Origin of the sequence: Bacillus hominis (genome assembly GCF_018332515.1) — a bacterium.
GTDB classification, from domain to species: domain Bacteria; phylum Bacillota; class Bacilli; order Bacillales; family Bacillaceae_G; genus Bacillus_A; species Bacillus_A hominis.
On sequence record NZ_BOQD01000151.1, the window covers coordinates 1 to 18,619 of the forward strand.

Sequence of the window (18,619 nt, forward strand, 5' to 3'; positions counted from 1 at the left end):
TTATAGGTACGTTTTTATGTGGTCATTATTATAAACTCCTTGTGCCCCATAGGTTATTCGTATTTTGACCACCACCTACTGGTCAAAATGATTTATTAACTCCTTCTAAAACCCCTATTTTTAACTCACTTTTAAGTACAAATACACATATACTATTATTGGACTGGGCATCCTGTATTTCGTTGAGATGCTCCGCATATACTATTATGGGTGCATCCTGCATTTTGTTAGGAAACTCTTTACTGGTAACGCATATACTGTTACTGGGTGGAGTCCTGCATTAACACTGAGACATTTTTTACTAGGAGGGACTTTTATGTTTGAAGAAAAAGAAAATGAAGAACAAGACGAGATAGAAGAACTTAAAACAATTCCTATTGCAGACTATGTAAAAATGAGACGTGAACAACGAAAACAAGAACAAGCAGAGTTCGAAGCAAAACTAAAAGTCCTCCAAGAAAAAACAGATAGACTCAAACGAGAATTAGGCTACAAAGATCGAAATCAAAAAACCTCCGAATGAAACTCTTCGAAGGCGCTTTGATTCTTTTTTATGTTATTACACATCAATCCCATATATTAGGACGTTCTATCCCCATATTTCGCATATAATCTAATAGTTGTCCAGTATGTACCGCCTCATGATAAGCTATTCGCATTAAAAAATCTCCTAGCGGTCGAATATAACCTGTAACCCCTTTACCACTTAAATCGGATCGATCTATTAGAATGTTTACTAAATCATCCTTCGTTAGAGATTGGATAAAGTTTAAGAATGTTTCTCGATAAGATAACGAAAATTCGATTTCCGCTTCAAGATTTGTAAACTCTCTTAAAGAATATGATTCATCAAGATTTTGTGAATTTCCATGATTTTGGATGATTTGATAATAATAATACTCTGATTCCAAAACATGTCTAATCATTTCTGCACATGTAAAGGCTTCATCATCTGGCTTCCAGTTTAACATGTGTTCAGGAATAGCTTTCCATACTTTAATACTTCTACGTCTCGTTTCTTCTAAATTCAAAAGAATTAATTCGACCTCATTCACAAAATTACCCCCCTTTGTTCTTATAGATTAATAATAACAAATATACAGAAAATTACAAGAATACACGTTCGTTAATTAACTTAAAAACTATTTTCGAAACTTACTTGCAAAGGAAGACTTTACTGGCTTCTTATCAATCGGAAGAACCTTCGGCCCTTCTTGTACCTCTTCCTTCTCTTTAAAACCCTCTAGGAAAGCCATAGGCTCCTTAAACGCCGTTTTCATGGCATAGTCCACATTTTTATCCACTTCTTCGTTAGAATGCCCCATTAACGTTCTATACAGCCTATATACCACACCTTGTAGTTTTTCTATGCTTATATTTGCCTTTTTTAGATCATCTTTCACCTTATCGTGGCTTTCTTGCAGGTTGGATAAGTCTTTCTGTAATTCTTTTTCTCTATCTAGTGACTCACGAAACTGTTTTTCCATGAAAAGTAAATGCTTTAATAGGTCGTCTTTGTCTTTATATCTTTTATCGACCAAATCAACTACATTGGGTACTTTTACTTCTTTTCCCTTGGAAACAGTTACAGCTTCACTGAATACTTCATTTGCTTTGTCTACTTCAATTCGACCCATTCGATTTTCTTTTCTCCAAAAGGCAATAGAGGTTGAGTTTAATATGATTCCTTTCTCGAACAATTCATTCGCATAGCGGTAAATATCTGTATAACCAATTCTCCCCATAGGCTGTACATTCTCTCTAAACATCAAGATTACTTTTCTCACTTCTTCAACAGAAAACTTTGGTTTACGCCCCACTGTTTTAGTCATGTAACATTCTCCCTCCATCCATATCTTCTAACTTAGAACCTAGTAATGCCATTTTGTATATATCGCCCTGTATAGCGTTTGCTTTTGTTTTTATCTTTGTTAACAACTCTGGATTTCTTCTTGATAATTCGTCTTGTAGAAATTGTTTATTTAGGTTTTGTAAGGCTGTTGTCATTTCACTTACGTTATTTCTCATTTCAAGTATTTCTTTTTGAATTGTTTCTTTCTTTTCCAAATACTCTTCGGGTGAAATTCCCCAGTACGAACAGAAATAACAACGTTTCGATTCACATTTTTGTTCTTGATCCTTGCAAAATCCTATTTTCATTTTTTGTTTATACGTTCCTTCGCTTTCATACACTTTCATTTTTACTTCATCGGGGGTAATTCCCACTGATTTAGTTGAGAGACTAGTATTTTTCACTTTTTTCATTAGCTTAAATACTTCGCAATCTACCCAGTACTCTTTATGATTACTGTAATGTAATTGCGTTTGAATTGTTTTATGTCCTCCTAATCGTGCAACCTCAACAGGACTATATCCTTGCATCATCAAAGACATGAATGCGATGTGCCTAGTATCATTCGGTCGAAGGTGATATTCTTGTTCTACTTTAAAATCATATACTTGTTCTATCGTTCTATAAAATCTAGGAATTAATGTTTCCAAATTTCTTCTGTTAAATTGTTTTGTATTCTTTTGAATGTACCCACGAACACTGTCTTTCACACTCATAATCGAAAGATATGAGATTAAAGTATCTGTTTTACCATACTGATTCGTTAAATCAATATAATGACCAATCATTTTATACATTTCTTCGTCTATTGCTACTTTATCCATAATTTGTACTCTCTTTGAATTCTGCTTAGTTCTCGGCAAGTGTAAATAATATTTATCTTTATCTACACTTAAGCAATCTCGTTCTATCAAACAAAACTCCGAAGCACGCATTGGAATAATTGTTGTTAATCTCCACCATATTGCAAGTGGATACACCATGAGTAATTCTTTATCGAAGTTTTCCTTATCCACAAAGCTTTCCAACAATGTTTCAAAATGCTTTTCTAGATAATAAGAAAACGATAGTACATACTGTGAAGGTGGCAATTCTCTTATATTACTTTGATGTTGGGGTATTTTATTTTTTAGTTCTACAAGAACAGGAAGATAATCATCGCCAATCTCTAGATCAGCATAATCAAAGAAATTACACAATGAATTAATCATTTCTCGTTTATAATTATGACTTAGTTCCCCATATTCAATATAATCAACTAAAGCTTTTATTTCGGTTTTTTTGAAGCCTTTAGTCACTTCGAATCCCTTATTTAAATGAATTAGACAATGAACCGCTATTTCTTTGTATTGATCAATAAGATTGACAATCCAACATTTAACGATTTCTTTAAACTCTTTTGGCAATTTACGATTAAAATGCGAGTAATCAAACTTACTGAAGTCATAACCGTTATAATTTTCAACATATAAAACTTTATTAACTTCCCAGTAATCCTCTTCAAATTCACCCCGAAGCCAACGATTTTCTTCTACAAGTTTTTGTACAATCCCCTTAGCTTCAATAACACTCTGTTTTATATCGAATCCTTCATCAGAGAAAACATCTATATCAAGTTCTATTTCTTTTACTGTATCCGTTACGGACATACTAGTTCCCCCTAAACTACGATAAATAAATTGGATTGTATGTTAGGTACGCTTCAAAATCTTCACCCGTTTTTGTTTGTACTTCCCCAATCAAATCTACTAATTCGTTATATTCTTCTTTTCCTCTTTCGAAGAAATGAAATACTTCCTCTTCCCCAAACTTTTGCATCGCACGTTCTACATGGTCTAAATCTTTATATAACACGTTCATAAGACGAGTTTTTTCACCGTCAAAGGTATTTGGGTCAAAATCTTTAACAAACTCAAAAATGGACGTTTTAAAACCTTCTACGAGAGAAGAAACTGCATAAAAGTTTGGAATAGCGAATGGACAGTCTTTACAAGAATCTAAATGTGGCTTTTGACAATTTGGAGAAACAAGGCATTGGAAATTCTCTTCATTGCTCGGTAGAGAATTAACTTGCAAATCAAACATTAAATCTGTAACTTCATCCAATCCCATATTGAAAATTTGATCAGCCACTTTTTGTCTCTCCGCTAACGTTTTATTAATAAATCCAGATGTTGCTTCGAGTTTATGAATCCCACCAAATGTTGCACTTAAAGCTAATATTTCTTGGGTTCTTTGATTTCTATCTTCTGTATCCCCAAGCAAAATATCAGCCATTAGATCAGGGATATAACCAAAGTTTTTTCTATTAAACAAACCCTCACTTAATTCATCCAATTCATCTTGTGGAATTACAAGATAAATGTTGGTAGTTTCGAAATTTTCATGTGCTCGTAGTCGTTGAGCCATTTCTAAAGCTGCACTACCTTTCCCTTTCTTCACTAGAACCATATATATCAACACTAATACTGTACGATTCATTTGTCGGCTTTGAAATTGAAATCCGTCTATTTCAAAATTTTCGAAGAAAGCATTATGAGCTTTTTTACCAAAACTACTATCATCTTGTGTGCCAAAATCTATGATTCTCGTTTCATTAGAATTTGAGCTAATTACAAGGCTTGTCCGCTTTTTAGCAATGATTGAACAAATAATAATTGCAGTCGCAAGTGAAACAGCTAAATCATCTGGACAATTGAAACGATTAGTTGCTCCAGTTTTGTTTACTGTCAAATCTTTTCGTTTAATTTGATTGATAACTGCATTCGCTTCTTCCTTTGTTAAATCTCTTGATTTTAATATTTCTAGAGAATTAATTCCAATCGATTCGAAATCAACCATCGCAATATCCATTACATCTCCGTGTCTCCAGGCATTACCTAAGTGAATCAACACATAGAGCCAAGCAGAACCGTAATAGAATATTTCTTTTTTATCCTTATCTGCGATTATCTTCTCCGCATCTAAAATAGCTTTATGTTTATGTTCCTCTTTTTGGACATAATCATATACTTTTATGTACTCTTCATACTCATATACTTCTTTTGGTTTTTCTTCTACCTCATACTGATAAGGATTAGTAATTCTGTTTATATCAAATGTTTTTTTTCGTGCTTCTTTTTTATTTAAATATATAGTCACTCTCGAATGAAATTCTCTTAAAAAAGCGTATAAAAAACCTTGCTTTTTCACGCCTATTGAAGGATTGAACAATTTGAGATTGATTTCATTTGAAGTCAACGAATACAATTCTTTTTCTATTGTCAAGTCCGATAAATATTCCGTACAATCAACGTAATCTCTCAATAAATTCCTTATACCTCTCTCATTTCTTTCAGACAACACGAACTTCTCTTTGCAGTATGAATACCATTCTTGCTCTGTATATCGACTATTTTTTGAAAAAGAAATTTCTTTTAAAATCAGCCATTCTTCAAATGCTTCTACTGGTGTTTTTTCCGAAAGTATTCTTTTTATTTTGTCTTGCATATCAATTTTATCTTTGTATTCTTGTACTTCTTCCAAGCGAAATACAAATTCTGCTGATGTCCCAAAAGCATATCGTATAATAGCATTTGTTTTTATTGGTGTAAAAACAGCCGTAGGTTGTCGAATATCTACACCGCAAATATTATTGATTTCACTTGCAAGACAATACTTTTCCTTACTTTCCTTCACATTTTCAGTAATGCCTTTAATAGCTTTCTTTGAGTAATACACCTTCTTAGAACTCAATTTAACTGGTTTTATACCCTCTTCTTTAGCAATTGATAGAAGTGTATGTTTTTTTATCCCAAGAATATTGTATATTTCCTCTAATGTATAATAGTCATCTAGATTCGTATTAAACATCTCAAAATATTTAACGTCCTCTATACGATAAAACCACATCATCTTAGTAAAACGTATTCTTTTGAGGTCGTTCTGTCTATCTACAATGTCAAATTGCAAATGACTTATGTTATATTTTTCCGCCAATTCATCGTTTTTTATATGAGTATCAAAAAAGTGAAGTAGTTGCTCCTTATCCACATATAAAAAAGCTTTATTGAAGCCATTTTCGTAATATCTATAATCAATTTTTTCAACATCACAAAGAGCAATAATTTCACCTATTCTCTTTCGACCCGCAACACTATTTCCTGTAACCGTTTCTTTGATACCAAAACTATATACAGCTTCTTTTTCAGTTAGATATTTCTCTTCCATTTCTTCTATTTTTGTCATCAAATTATCTAATTCATTTACGTTAAAAAATGTTGACGGTTTCCCATTACTTCCTCGCCCTTCTTTTGTACTAAGGTGTCCTTCTTTAAGCCAATGTTTAAAACCGCCCATATGCTTTGAAATTTTCCCATATTTTCCGCATTTAATGACTTCTGATTTCGTAATCCACTCTTGTTTCACCAATTCCCCCGCCTTACACCTTTATAATTTTTTCTTCCATTTCTTCACATGGTCATAATCGATAACTCCTAATTTTTCTGTGGGGTAATCTTTAAATTCGTTTACAGCCTGTTGTATTTGTTCTGTTGTCAGTGTTTGGTCAATGTATTCCATAGCCGAAGTTAAGCTTCTATCTCCACGAGCGATTGCTAACTGCGTTGGAGTGAACCCCATATCGATTAACATGTTCGTAAAGACTCCTCGACCGACATGTGTTGACCAAAATGTTCCTGACAAAAGTTCATAATCCTTATGTCCCATTAACGAATCAAGGAATGCCTTTTTCACTTTCTGAAAACGTCGATCGTACACTTTCCCTGACATTGGTTCTCCGTCACCATTTAGGAATAAAGCACTATGATTCTTGCACTTTCCACTCTTAATCATGTAATCTAGTCTTTTATGATGTTTTCTATATACTTCCCAAACGAGGTCATTATCTAAAATCGTTTGTCGAACCATATCTGTTTGTAAGTAGTTGAGCCTCTTTGGATTCTCTGATTTCGTATCCTTTAGACGAGAAAAGAATTTGTTACGATTATCTTTGATTTGGACTTCCATTGATTCGCCTTCATTTACAATCAAATTCCCCCTCGAAACATTAACAACTTCCCCTCTTCTCAATCCTCCATAGAATTGAAAACATAGCCCTAGAGCGATTTCCTCTGCAATATCCATAGCTATTCGAATAAAGTGTGCTGTTAATTGATTTCGGTCTTCTCCAAAATCTTTCAACTTTGATACTTTTCTTTTACTAGTATTTCTCGAAGGGAATCTTGTTCCTAAACTTGGTTCTCTAAATACTGAACCATGAACAGTATCACCATTAAAATTCTTTTTCTCCTCTAAAGGAAAATCTTCGTCTATCCAATTCATTTTTTTCAAAAACACATAAAATGCCGAAAGGTATTTTTCATACTGTTCTACTGTTGCTTTTTGCAATCCCTCTAATGAGCAATGTGTTATATATTGACTACCATGTTTGCGTTCTAATCCATTGATCCCCTTATCTTTCATACCCACAAACTCTTCATGTCCTTCTTCAATCTTTTGTAAACAAAAATTCAAGAAACGACACACTACCCTTGCAGGTGCATCAGCACTATTTAACGACTTCCCATAAAACTCATACTGTCTTTTTATGAATTCTGATATAGGGTGTGGATATACAATTCCTGTACTTTCCTCCAACACACCTATCGTAATCACTTTTATATTTCTCATTTTTCCTCTAATCATTTCATTTACAGTAGTTTCTTTACTTACAAATTTATAATCCATTACTTCATTCACTTCCCCTCATTCATAAAAGAATTTCTCTCTATGTACTCTCTTTTATTTTTGTTTAATATGATTACTTTTACTACTTTCTTTTCTCTGAAATAGTACCTAAATCTATATTATTTTATTCCTCCTATTTTGTCCACTTTTTGATAAAAGTGGACAAAATATAAAACACCCTTTTATTCCTTTTATATCAATACTTACAATATCCTTTTTTATATACTTTCAGTATTATGACCACTATTGGGGGTATATGAAACAATTAAACATGTAACATTAGAACTTGGTGGTAAGTCACCAAACATCATTTTAGAAGACGCTGACTTAGAAGAAGCAATTAACGGTGCGTTCCAAGGTATTATGTATAATCACGGACAAAATTGTAGCGCAGGATCTCGAGTCTTCGTTCATCGAAAGTATTATGAAACAGTCGTAAATGAACTTGTGAAAATGGCAAATAACGTGAAGCTAGGGTCAGGTATGGAGGCGGAAACTGAAATGGGTCCACTCGTATCTAAAAAACAACAAGAGCGAGTGCTGAATTACATTGAACAAGGTAGAGCTGAAGGTGCTACTGTTGCAGCTGGTGGAGAACGTGCATTTGAAAAAGGTTATTTCGTCAAACCAACAGTATTCACAAATGTTACGGACGATATGACAATTGTTAAGGAAGAAATCTTTGGACCGGTTGTTGTTGTACTCCCATTCGATTCGACAGAAGAAGTAATTGAAAGAGCAAATCGCTCTTCATATGGGCTTGCAGCAGGCGTATGGACACAAAATATTAAAACTGGACATCAAGTTGCCAATAAATTAAAAGCAGGAACAGTGTGGATTAATGATTATAACTTAGAAAATGCAGCTGCACCATTTGGTGGTTATAAGCAATCTGGTATTGGACGTGAGTTAGGTTCATATGCACTTGATAATTATACAGAAGTGAAGAGTGTTTGGGTCAATATTAAGTGAAACTCTAATGAGTGTGGAGTCTATTAATCTCCGCCGAATAGTAGTTGAATCAATCAGGCATTTACGGGCAGGTGATATTCCGTCATACTGACCACAAATAGCGGGATAAAAGAATGATGAAATATAGTAAGGGATGCGGACAACTGGAAGGCATGATAATGGTTGTCCGTTTTCTTATATATAAAAATGCTTTTTTAAAAGAATGATAAGGGGGATTTGGATGGAGCAATTAGTAGAATGGTTAGTAGGTCAAGTGTGGAGTATTGGGTTAGTTGTGTTTGCATTAGGAGCAGGAGTGTATTTCACCATTGCGACTCGTTTTTTACAAATTCGTTATTTTAAAGAGATGATTAAATTACTTTTTGAAGGGAAAAGTTCAGAGAATGGAATATCATCCTTCCAAGCATTTTGTTTAGCCTTATCGGGAAGGGTTGGAATAGGTAATATCGCCGGGGTAGCAACAGCAATTGCTTTTGGCGGGCCTGGAGCTGTATTTTGGATGTGGGTAATGGCACTTTTAGGAGCAGCTAGTGCGTTCGTTGAATCAACATTATCTCAAGTGTATAAAAGTAAGGTAGGGAATGAATATCGCGGAGGTACACCATATTTTATTGAAAAAGGCTTAAAAATGAAATGGTTTGCAGTCATTGTCGCAGTGGTTGTGACACTTTCATATGGCGTATTATTACCAGGTATTCAATCAAGTAGTATCGCTGTTGGATTTGAAAACTCTAATGGCATTAGCAAATATATAACTGGAATACTATTAGTTGTGCTACTAGCGGCAATTATATTTGGGGGTGTAAAAAGAATTGCTGGTGTGTCTCAAATGTTAGTACCTTTTATGGCAATTGGATATGTAATTGTTACATGTATCGTATTAATTGCGAATGTAACAGAAATTCCAAGTATGTTTGCTTTAATTTTCTCTAGTGCTTTTGGTGTAAATGAAATGTTTGGTGGAATTGTTGGGGCAGCAATTGCGTGGGGAGTAAAACGAGCTGTATTTTCAAACGTTGCTGGTGTTGGAGAAGCGACATATAGTTCGGCTGCTGCTGAAGTATCACATCCTGCAAAACAAGGGTTAGTTCAAGCGTTTTCTGTATATATCGATACAATTGTAGTATGTACAGCGACAGCTCTTATGATATTAATAACGGGTATGTATAATGTTATACCTGAAGGGAAAAGTGCTATTGTACAAAATATAGGAAATGTGGAAGCTGGGCCACTTTATACACAACAAGCAGTTGAAACTGTTATGCCAGGATTTGGTCCAATATTTATTTCAATCGCAATCTTCTTCTTCGCATTTACGACTTTGCTTGCTTATTATTATATCGCAGAAACGACACTTACTTATCTAGATCGTGGGCTGAAGTATAACTGGTTAAAACCAGTTTTAAAAATTGGTTTTTTAATTATGGTTTATATCGGTAGTGTAGAATCAGCTTCACTTTTATGGAATCTTGGAGATTTAGGAATCGGTAGTATGGCATGGTTAAACCTTATTGCGATTCTGTTATTAAGTAAAACTGCATTAAAAGTGTTAAAAGATTATGAAATGCAGAAAAAAGAAGGGAAAGATCCTGTTTTTGATCCTAAAAAAGTAGGAATTGAAGGTTTAACAATTTGGGAAGAGCAGAGTAAAGAGGTTGAAAGGAAAAGTTCTAAAGAAAAAGTATCGGTGGATGATAGTGTTAAATTTTAAACATGCAAATTTTTAAAATTAAAAAACTGAAAATTCAATCTTCTTTACTGAGGGTGAATTTAATTCAAGATATTTTAATAAATAAGTTGTGGAAATTGTAGTAAATCTACATTTTTGTAAAGTTGAGAGATTATAATTATTTGAGTTATCTCCTTAAAATTTCATTTTAAGGAGATTTTTTATTAATCTTTTCGAAAGAGTTTCAATTGTTTCATATAGTCGATAGCTTTTGTTTTATTCTGCTGCTTAGAAACATATTGTGCCTCGTTTAAATCTCTATAATAGCTATTAACTACCTCTTCGGAAAGAGTGCCGTCAGAGATAGCTTTTTTAACCGCACAGTGTGGTTCATTTGTATGTGAACAATTAGAAAATTTACACTTACTAGATATATCCACTAAATCTTCATATCCAAAATTTAAGTTACCTTTATGTTTAATTAAGTCAAAACCCATTTTACTAATAAATAACCCCTCTACTTTCAAAATAGTTTGTAAAAATTTTACGTATATACTCGGTAGTTCTTAATCTGTAGCTATTAGTAAACGCCAGTTGTTACAGTGCATTAAGTTACCAGGTGGGTATTCAAATTCGCAATCAGAAATAAATATAAAGTTAAGCTTCTGACAAATCGCATTTGAAGCAGGGTTATGGACGGAAGGGAAAGCGTGAATATATTTATATTTGTTCTCTTTCATTGCTGTATCAATTGCTAGTTTAACTGCGAGAGTGGCTATTCCTTGCCCTTGAAATTGTGGTAGTACACTCCATCCAATTTCATAAACACTTTCAGCATTCCAAGTAGTTTTCCAATACCCAACAGAGCCAACCTCCACAAAATCGGGAGAATGAGTAATGCTAAACATTTGCCCGTTATCACCAAGTGTAAGATAGCGTTGGTGTCGTTTTGAAATTTCTTCTTTCGTTTCAGGTTCTCCTAAATGTTTCATCATTTCTGGGGTATTTATTTTATGAAGTAGATCAAGATTTTTATCATTCCAAACGTGAATTTGTATTTCGCGTTCTCCAATTTCTTCGAAAATATACACCATCTCCTTAAACTGCAATTTTTATTTTAATTCTTTTATTGATGGGCTATTTCCTTCATGAATAATTCCACCTTGCTTATTGAAGAAAGGTTACATCTTACTATTCAACATTTTTATAAATTGATTTCTCTACATCAGGGAGGAGTGTGTATATGCTCTTACCGATTAAAGACTCTAATTCCTTCTTAATTATATAGAATCCCTTCCAGTGCAAAGAGGTATGAGATGTTGTTCCATGACGTAAACCAACTGAAATCAATCTTTTTTCAAGAGTAGTAAAGCCTTCCGCATCAGCAAGTGCGTCACAAAGGGTAATGACCTTATTGTATAAGTCATACTCACTATGTTCATTCAATATTTCAACTAACCGACTTTCCATATAATCGGGAATAAGACTCCACTCTGCTGCGATATCTATATGCTCATTTTTGCAAGGAAATGAATGTGTCACACAAATAATCGCATTTCCTGTATACCCTAAATCATTCATATACATATAACCATCATAGGAATGAATAACAGATTTAGTAAAACCTTTATATCTTCCTATATCATGCAGGAGGGCAGCATTGTATGCTATGTCAGCATCTAGGTCGTACCCATTATTAATAAGTTCTACAACTATCTTTTCAGTTGCAAGGGCAACATTATTTGAATGTTCGAACCATGGACCTGGGTTTTGTTCATATGCCCACTGGAGTAATTCTCTTGCGTATGTCCTATCTAATATATATTTCATATAGTTATCCTTTCTCTAAAAAATCATATCTTAAATAATTTCATCTTAGAATTTCATTATTCCTTCTTTAAAAGTTGTTACAATGAAACAAAAGGGGGAAAAGTAATGCGAAATTTAGTAATTGAAGAAATTAAGCAACTAGAAAATGATATTGAAGAGCTTTCTAAACTTTTGAAAACGGTAGTAGATGATGGAGCATCAATTGGTTTTTTACCTCCACTTGAACAAAAAGAAGCAACAAATTATTGGCGAACTGTATTAGCACCAGAAGTGATATTGTATGTTGCTAAAATAAACAATGAAGTGGCAGGAAGTATTCAATTACATCTAGTTACAAAGCCTAACGGGATCCATAGAGCCGAAATTTGTAAGTTAATGACTCATCCAAACTTTAGACGTAACGGCATTGGACGTTCACTTATGCAAAAAGCAGAGGAACGAGCAAAACAAGAAAACAGGTCTCTTTTAGTATTAGATACTAGAGAAGGGGATCCTTCCAATAGATTGTACAAGTCATTAGATTATCAAGAATCTGGAAAAATACCAGGTTATGCAATTTCTCCGAATGGTGAGTTAGATGCAACGGTAATTTATTATAAAATGATTTAGTTTTTTATTTGAAAGGGGAAATGAATTCAAACGACATATTTGTTATTATGTCTGTGTGTTGATTTGTAAAAAATATGGATAAAACCCTATATAATAGTGTTTTTCTTTTGACCCTTTAACTTCATCTGGAATGTTCAAGTAAAGGGCCAGTTTGTAGAAGGTTTAACAGGTTTTTTAGAGTTATTATTTAAATAGGAATTTTGAAGTCTTTTGGTGAATATTAAATGCTAATCTAAAAGATGGAGGTTGCTGTGATGTTGAAACTGTTTCAATATAACTGGCAAGTTCGTGATGATTGGTTTACATTGTGCGAAGACATGTCGGATGAAGAACTGTTAAAGAAACGGGTCGGTGGATTAGGCAGTATCTTACATACACTATTTCATATTGTAGATGTGGAATATATGTGGATCCTAGGTTTGTGCGGTGAACCAGTGCCTGAAGAACCGTTATTTAAAGATTATTCCAGCTTGCAAAAAGTGAAAAATCTTTCCGACCAATACCACGAGAAAGTAAAGCCATTTGTGACATCTTGGACAAATGAAATGGATTCTCGAAAACTTTCAGAAACTGATTTCAATGAAGAACCGATTAGCTCAAGAGACGCACCAATCAGGCGCCGAGTCATTGAATGTACACACGGAGAAATAATACGTCATGTCATTGTCCACGAAATCCACCATACTGGCCAGTTATCTATATGGGCACGTGAAATAGGAAAGGAGCCTGTTTCCGCAAATTTGAGAGGAAGAGGGCTATTCGATAATTAGACTGCTTTTGCCAATTTTGCATTTAACAACGTAGTACAAGTACCATCTTTATTTTAATGAAAAGATAACCTTTGACCAACTAAATCATTTTAGATGGTCTTTTTTGTGAAAACGATGAAAAATATAGAAAAAACTGCAATTATTTATAAAAAAATGTGTCTAAAATATTGTCATATTTGCTTCTTTAAGATATCCTTTTCATGAAGAGGTGGAAAACATGGAAAAAGTACTAGTTTTCGGGCATAAAAACCCAGATACAGATGCAATTTGTTCTGCGATTGCTTATGCAGAATTGAAAAAAGAATTAGGAATGAATGCTGAGCCTGTACGTTTAGGCGAAATCAGCGGTGAAACTCAATTTGCGTTAGACTATTTTAAAGTAGAAGGACCGCGTTTTGTTGAGACAGTAGCAAGCGAAGTGGACAACGTTATTTTAGTTGACCATAACGAGCGTCAACAAAGTGCTAACGATATCGAATCTGTTCGTGTGTTAGAAGTTATTGACCATCACCGTATTGCTAACTTTGAAACAAGCGATCCTATATACTACCGTTGTGAGCCAGTTGGTTGTACAGCTACAATCTTAAACAAAATGTACAAAGAAAATGGTGTTACAATTCGTAAAGAAGTTGCAGGTTTAATGTTATCTGCAATCATTTCAGATTCTTTACTATTCAAATCTCCAACTTGCACAGAGCAAGACGTAGCAGCAGCTCGTGAATTAGCGGAAATCGCTGGTGTAGATGCAGATAGCTACGGCTTAGAAATGTTAAAAGCTGGTGCTGACTTAAGCGGAAAAACAATGGAGCAATTAATCTCTCTTGATGCTAAAGAATTCCAAATGGGTAACGCGAAAGTTGAAATCGCACAAGTAAACGCTGTTGATACAAACGACGTTCTTGTACACCAAGCGGAACTTGAAAAAGTTATCTCTGCAGTAGTAGAAGAAAAAGGTTTAGACCTATTCTTATTCGTTGTAACTGATATCTTAACTAACGACTCTGTTGGTCTTGCGATCGGTAAAGCAGCAAATGTTGTTGAGAAAGCATACAACGTAACATTACAAAACAACACAGCTACTTTAAAAGGTGTTGTATCTCGTAAAAAACAAATCGTTCCTGTATTAACAGAAACATTCCAAGCTTAATATTATTGAGTATGGATAAACAGAAAGGACAAGTAGTCAGATTGGCTGCTTGTCCTTTTTTATTATAAAATTATAGATGAGCCTATTGAATGGAAATAAAAAAGGATAGCAATAGCTATCCTTCTTATCATTTATTCATAAGATCGTTTCTTACTTATATAAAATGTGATAATAGCAGCGATAATGAAAATAGGTATTGCGTACGCTTGCCCAACAAAGAATTTCCAACCTACAGTATTATAGCCGTCAGATGCTGGAATGATAATCGCGATGATACAAACAATAATATAAGCCAATAATGCTGGGAGTATATTTTTCATAGTTGTTCACCTCCTTTTCATACTACATTTATATATTGTACTATTGAATAGCGATTGGGAGGTTAAGTATGCTTGATTTTACGAAATCTTCACAAAACGACTAAAGGATGAGGTGTATGCATGCTGTATGAAAGTGACTTTAGTACGGTGTGTTTATGTAATAACATATATACTTAATCGACTGTTTTGAAATAAATTAAACTAAATATAGAAGATAATGTAATTTTATCTTTCAAGATTAGTATATAGTATTCTGTAAAAAAATGTACTGGAAAATTGATGTTTCATAAGAAAGATAGAAGCGAGGTAAGAAATAACGATGAAAAGGTTATGCATAATTCCATGCGGAAAGAAGAAAATTTGGGATAAGTACCCAGATTACGGAGAGGTAGAGGCAAAAGATGTATATATTAGTCCATTCGGAAAAGCATGTCAGGCGTATGCAGCTGAGTTTTTCGAGAATTGGGTTATATTATCAGCAAAGCATGGATTTTTACGACCAAATGATATTGTAAAGGAAAACTATAATCTTGCATTTGATTCAAAGAGTGATGAGATTATTAGTATAGAACAATTAAAACAACAGATGATTGATAAAAGCTTACTTCAGTTTGATGAAATAGTCTTACTTGCGGGGAAGAAGCATAAGAAAGTAGTGACAAAATTATATTCAGAAGAAGTCATTACATATCCATTAGAAGGATGTAAAGGGATTGGGTATATGTTGCAGCGGTTGAAGGGGGCTGTGGAAGGGCAGCAGGAAATATAGATGTGAATTAGTACTTGATTCAAATTACATCACATTTATACATTTAAAATAGACTATTAAACAAGCCTTTTTACGCTTTTAAACATAGAATATGATGAATTCTAATATTTATTAGGGGGAGTCATATTCATGTGTAATAATTGTGGTTGTAGACGTAGAGATTGTAATAGATTTTGGGATGATTTAATGTTTGGTAGATGTAGACGCAGAGATTTTGATGATTGTGGTTGTAGACGTAAACGTGACTGTGATTGTGATGATTGCCGTCGCAATCGTAAACGTGACGACGATGACAAATGCCGTAAGTGGTAATTTTCTTTGAAAGAGTACTTTGAAGTAAAGTACTCTTTTTTTGTATGAATCTTTTAAATCCCATTTTGAACGGATTTCTTTTCAATTCCCCATGAATCTTGTTTTATTATTTTTAGAGCTACATTCGTACCATTAGATTCTGTATAAAAGATATATCCGTGATTCGATTTTACGTAAGTTGAAGGCTCACCTATGCAATCTTGAGAACAAGATGTGTTAATAATTTCGATTAATGATAATTCACTCGGATCAGTTTTACTAGCATTTATTAGAGTATCAAGGTTCGTTTTACGAAAGCCTTGTAAGTTTACATCGAAATTCTTTTCTATTTCTCCAGTAACGTTAATATTCATTACTTCAACTGAATTTTTCTTTTCTAAAAGAAAACCATTTCCATAAAGGAATTTTGTATATCCAAGCCATGCGATTAAAAATAATATAAAAAACATACCAGCTGTTCTAAGTTTTCGAAGTCGTTTACTTACGATTGTTTCTGAATATTTCATTCAGCTTAATCCTCCAATGTTTTTTATTTTAAAGTATGCTTGGATACATATATTTAGAAGAGGATGAAAGCTAGCAATCAAGTAATTCAAAAAGAAAGCATCCGAAGTTAGATACTTTCTTTTTGGCAATTAGCACTATCTGTTAGTTACTTGTTTCATAAGAGGTCTTATTTCCTTAACAGGTGGTTTTTTATCATAGGCATCAACGTAAGAAAAGTAGTAATTTAAGTTTCTGAGAAGTCCTTTTCCTATTTTAGCGCTTAAGAAGGGGAATACTTGTCCAGTATAATCATCGAGAGATTTACAGTAGTATTTTTCATCTAAGTATATGCTGTATTTACATGTTAGTTCTACTAATGAGTTACCTTCAGCATCAAATACTTCTTTAGAATCAATAATGTCTATTAATGCGAATTTTTCATTCAGATAAACTTTCTTCTTTTTCTCGTGCTTATTTGTGAGGATAAATACGAGACCAATTGCGTTAATCAAACTATTTCCTCCTATAAAAAACGGATATTAATAAAATATATCGATATAAGCTAAATGTAAAGAGGAGAGGCGTAAAATGTGAACTAAATAGAAATAATAATAAGCCGATTTGAAGACAAATCGGCCATTATTATTGAAATACTTGCGGAAATTGTTTTACGATTGCATCTGTTATAGTATCAGCCATTTCTAATGCTTCTTTTTCAATTTTATCGTATAGTTTTACACTGGAATCATAATCTTTATTTAGGAAGGCGAGTGCTTCCGCTTTCGTTAACGCTAAATGCTCATAAAACATTTTTCTAAATTCCTCTTTTTCTATATATGGGTTGATACTGGTTAGAAACTCAACAATTTCATCACCATTAGCGTACCATTTCTTTTCTATAGCGGCTGCTGCGTTTTGATCGCCAGCTTTTGCGGCTTTAACAAGATCAGCTGCAATTACTAAGTGGTCTTTAATTAATGCACTATATTTTTTTACTGCATTTTCTCCGTAGAATGGTTCAAGTGAGAGCCCCATATGTGTTGCATTTTGTAGAAGACGTCCAACAGTAACGTTTATGTCTGGCAAGTTAAAGATGATGCCTATAATGGCTAATCGCGTCCAAGCGACGTGTTGTTCCCATAAAGAACGCATATATCCTTTTAAAAAGTTTTCGTTTTTACTAACTCGGTAATTCCGTACAAATGAATCGAAGTTTCCATTAGTGATATGATAAGGGTAGTAATACGATTGCCAATAAGTATACATAAATAGTTACACTCCTTTGAACATGTATATCTCACAATATGATAAACGTTATTTTTAAGTTACGTGTCCAAGAGTTTTTTTGAGAGTTGGAAAAGGTGAAAGTTGAAGGGGAATAAAAACATGATTACGATATATATGAATTAAGAGGATTTTAAAGTAATAGAGGTCCTGCAAGGGAAATTGCAGGACCTCAAAAGGGTATTGCCGAGATGTCGGACTCGACTACGTAATATTAGCATAAAATTCTTTCGAAACAACCTGGTAAATGCGACCAAATGAAAAGGATAATTTGTAATAAAGTTAAAGGGATCTGCTTCCCGCGGCAGACCCCTTTAACTAGATAATGTTGATGAGCAAAGACTCATCTAGAGTACCTTCATAATAACAAATGAAATTCACTTTGTGTATTGAGAAAAAATGAATTGCTTGTATGAATGTAGCGGATTTATATTTTGCTTTTTGGAATTATAATCATTTGTGGAGAGCGGGATAGGGTTCTAAAATGGAAAAAAGACTTTTCAACCAGGATACGATACATTGCAATATGTAAGTATAAAAAAGACCTGCTAATTTAAGCAGGTCAACATAAGGGGTTTATATAACAGATTATTATATAGGGTAACAACTGTATTGTAGTAAGTCTATAAGTTTTATGTTGAGAAAATTTGTTTGAATGATATATATTTGGCACATGTATTAACGTTTAAAAAGTTGAGAAAAGAAATTCATAAGCTTTCTATAAGAAAATAAGGGCTGATACCTATAAAAGGATTCATATTTCCACGCATCATTATTAGAGAATTGGAGTTGTTTATTTGACTCTTTATGCTTGATGGAACTTTTCATAATTTAACCTCCTCAAATTCATATGTATACGATTAGTAGTATTC

Annotated in this window: 19 protein-coding genes and 1 pseudogene; 8 read left to right on the plus strand and 12 right to left on the minus strand. The window is 33.6% G+C overall.

Annotated elements, in window-relative coordinates:
- The first annotated feature begins 316 nt into the window (after positions 1-316).
- Positions 317-523 carry a hypothetical protein gene (locus KI356_RS15730; protein ID WP_000461332.1) on the plus strand — a complete coding sequence of 69 codons (207 nt, stop codon included), beginning with the start codon at positions 317-319 and terminating at the stop codon, positions 521-523.
- A gap of 43 nt (positions 524-566) precedes the next feature.
- Here KI356_RS15730 and KI356_RS15735 read toward each other — a convergent pair whose 3' ends face one another.
- The 5 genes from KI356_RS15735 to KI356_RS15755 all read right to left on the minus strand — a co-directional run bounded on the left by KI356_RS15735 (position 567) and on the right by KI356_RS15755 (position 7,579).
- Positions 567-1,055, minus strand: coding sequence for a DinB family protein (locus tag KI356_RS15735; RefSeq protein ID WP_001006488.1), 489 nt, complete (start codon positions 1,053-1,055; stop codon positions 567-569).
- An 87-nt stretch (positions 1,056-1,142) separates the two neighbouring features.
- On the minus strand, positions 1,143-1,832 hold the full coding sequence (locus KI356_RS15740; RefSeq protein WP_000169479.1) for a hypothetical protein: 690 nt from the start codon (positions 1,830-1,832) through the stop codon (positions 1,143-1,145).
- A complete protein-coding gene (locus KI356_RS15745; RefSeq protein WP_001992913.1) occupies positions 1,825-3,501 on the minus strand; it encodes a site-specific integrase in 1,677 nt (558 codons plus the stop codon). The genes KI356_RS15740 and KI356_RS15745 overlap by 8 nt, the downstream gene beginning before the upstream one ends.
- A gap of 16 nt (positions 3,502-3,517) precedes the next feature.
- Positions 3,518-6,190 carry a hypothetical protein gene (locus tag KI356_RS15750; RefSeq protein WP_238486197.1) on the minus strand — a complete coding sequence of 891 codons (2,673 nt, stop codon included), beginning with the start codon at positions 6,188-6,190 and terminating at the stop codon, positions 3,518-3,520.
- A gap of 90 nt (positions 6,191-6,280) precedes the next feature.
- Positions 6,281-7,579: a site-specific integrase gene (locus KI356_RS15755; protein WP_000384722.1), complete on the minus strand. Its 1,299-nt coding sequence runs from the start codon at positions 7,577-7,579 to the stop codon at positions 6,281-6,283.
- Between the two features lie 258 nt (positions 7,580-7,837).
- Here KI356_RS15755 and KI356_RS15760 point away from each other — a divergent pair.
- A pseudogene (locus KI356_RS15760) lies at positions 7,838-8,551 on the plus strand (aldehyde dehydrogenase family protein); the annotation flags it as partial.
- Positions 8,552-8,771: 220 nt separating this feature from the next.
- A complete protein-coding gene (locus tag KI356_RS15765) occupies positions 8,772-10,262 on the plus strand; it encodes an alanine/glycine:cation symporter family protein (protein ID WP_212935854.1) in 1,491 nt (496 codons plus the stop codon).
- A 182-nt stretch (positions 10,263-10,444) separates the two neighbouring features.
- On the opposite strand, the gene KI356_RS15770 is transcribed toward KI356_RS15765, so the two are convergent.
- The 3 genes from KI356_RS15770 to KI356_RS15780 all read right to left on the minus strand — a co-directional run bounded on the left by KI356_RS15770 (position 10,445) and on the right by KI356_RS15780 (position 12,050).
- Positions 10,445-10,717, minus strand: coding sequence for a hypothetical protein (locus tag KI356_RS15770; RefSeq protein ID WP_212935855.1), 273 nt, complete (start codon positions 10,715-10,717; stop codon positions 10,445-10,447).
- A 69-nt stretch (positions 10,718-10,786) separates the two neighbouring features.
- On the minus strand, positions 10,787-11,314 hold the full coding sequence (locus KI356_RS15775) for a GNAT family N-acetyltransferase (protein WP_212935856.1): 528 nt from the start codon (positions 11,312-11,314) through the stop codon (positions 10,787-10,789).
- 97 nt (positions 11,315-11,411) lie between these two features.
- Positions 11,412-12,050, minus strand: coding sequence for an HD domain-containing protein (locus tag KI356_RS15780; protein WP_212935857.1), 639 nt, complete (start codon positions 12,048-12,050; stop codon positions 11,412-11,414).
- A gap of 105 nt (positions 12,051-12,155) precedes the next feature.
- On the opposite strand from KI356_RS15780, the gene KI356_RS15785 reads away from it, so the two are divergent.
- From KI356_RS15785 to ppaC, 3 genes are all read left to right on the plus strand, one after another.
- Positions 12,156-12,659, plus strand: a complete 504-nt coding sequence (locus KI356_RS15785) for a GNAT family N-acetyltransferase (RefSeq protein WP_128280263.1) — start codon at positions 12,156-12,158, stop codon at positions 12,657-12,659.
- Between the two features lie 254 nt (positions 12,660-12,913).
- Positions 12,914-13,429: a DinB family protein gene (locus KI356_RS15790; RefSeq protein WP_128280262.1), complete on the plus strand. Its 516-nt coding sequence runs from the start codon at positions 12,914-12,916 to the stop codon at positions 13,427-13,429.
- 217 nt (positions 13,430-13,646) lie between these two features.
- A complete protein-coding gene (gene ppaC / locus KI356_RS15795) occupies positions 13,647-14,576 on the plus strand; it encodes a manganese-dependent inorganic pyrophosphatase (RefSeq protein ID WP_128280261.1) in 930 nt (309 codons plus the stop codon).
- A gap of 131 nt (positions 14,577-14,707) precedes the next feature.
- Here ppaC and KI356_RS15800 read toward each other — a convergent pair whose 3' ends face one another.
- Complete coding sequence (locus tag KI356_RS15800; protein WP_212935858.1) at positions 14,708-14,896, minus strand: DUF4017 family protein; 189 nt, start codon at positions 14,894-14,896, stop codon at positions 14,708-14,710.
- Positions 14,897-15,215: 319 nt separating this feature from the next.
- On the opposite strand from KI356_RS15800, the gene KI356_RS15805 reads away from it, so the two are divergent.
- Positions 15,216-15,665, plus strand: a complete 450-nt coding sequence (locus tag KI356_RS15805) for a DUF6884 domain-containing protein (protein ID WP_128280259.1) — start codon at positions 15,216-15,218, stop codon at positions 15,663-15,665.
- Between the two features lie 129 nt (positions 15,666-15,794).
- Positions 15,795-15,977, plus strand: coding sequence for a hypothetical protein (locus KI356_RS28205; protein ID WP_128280258.1), 183 nt, complete (start codon positions 15,795-15,797; stop codon positions 15,975-15,977).
- A gap of 53 nt (positions 15,978-16,030) precedes the next feature.
- Here the strand turns inward: KI356_RS28205 and KI356_RS15810 are convergent, their stop codons facing one another.
- From KI356_RS15810 to KI356_RS15820, 3 genes are all read right to left on the minus strand, one after another.
- Positions 16,031-16,483 (minus strand): hypothetical protein, encoded by a 453-nt coding sequence (locus KI356_RS15810; RefSeq protein ID WP_128280257.1) that lies wholly within the window; start codon positions 16,481-16,483, stop codon positions 16,031-16,033.
- 135 nt (positions 16,484-16,618) lie between these two features.
- Entirely contained in the window at positions 16,619-16,975 is a 357-nt protein-coding gene (locus KI356_RS15815) for a hypothetical protein (RefSeq protein ID WP_063221461.1), read from the minus strand.
- 130 nt (positions 16,976-17,105) lie between these two features.
- Positions 17,106-17,729 (minus strand): acetylglutamate kinase, encoded by a 624-nt coding sequence (locus KI356_RS15820; protein WP_212935859.1) that lies wholly within the window; start codon positions 17,727-17,729, stop codon positions 17,106-17,108.
- Between the last annotated feature and the right edge of the window lie 890 nt (positions 17,730-18,619).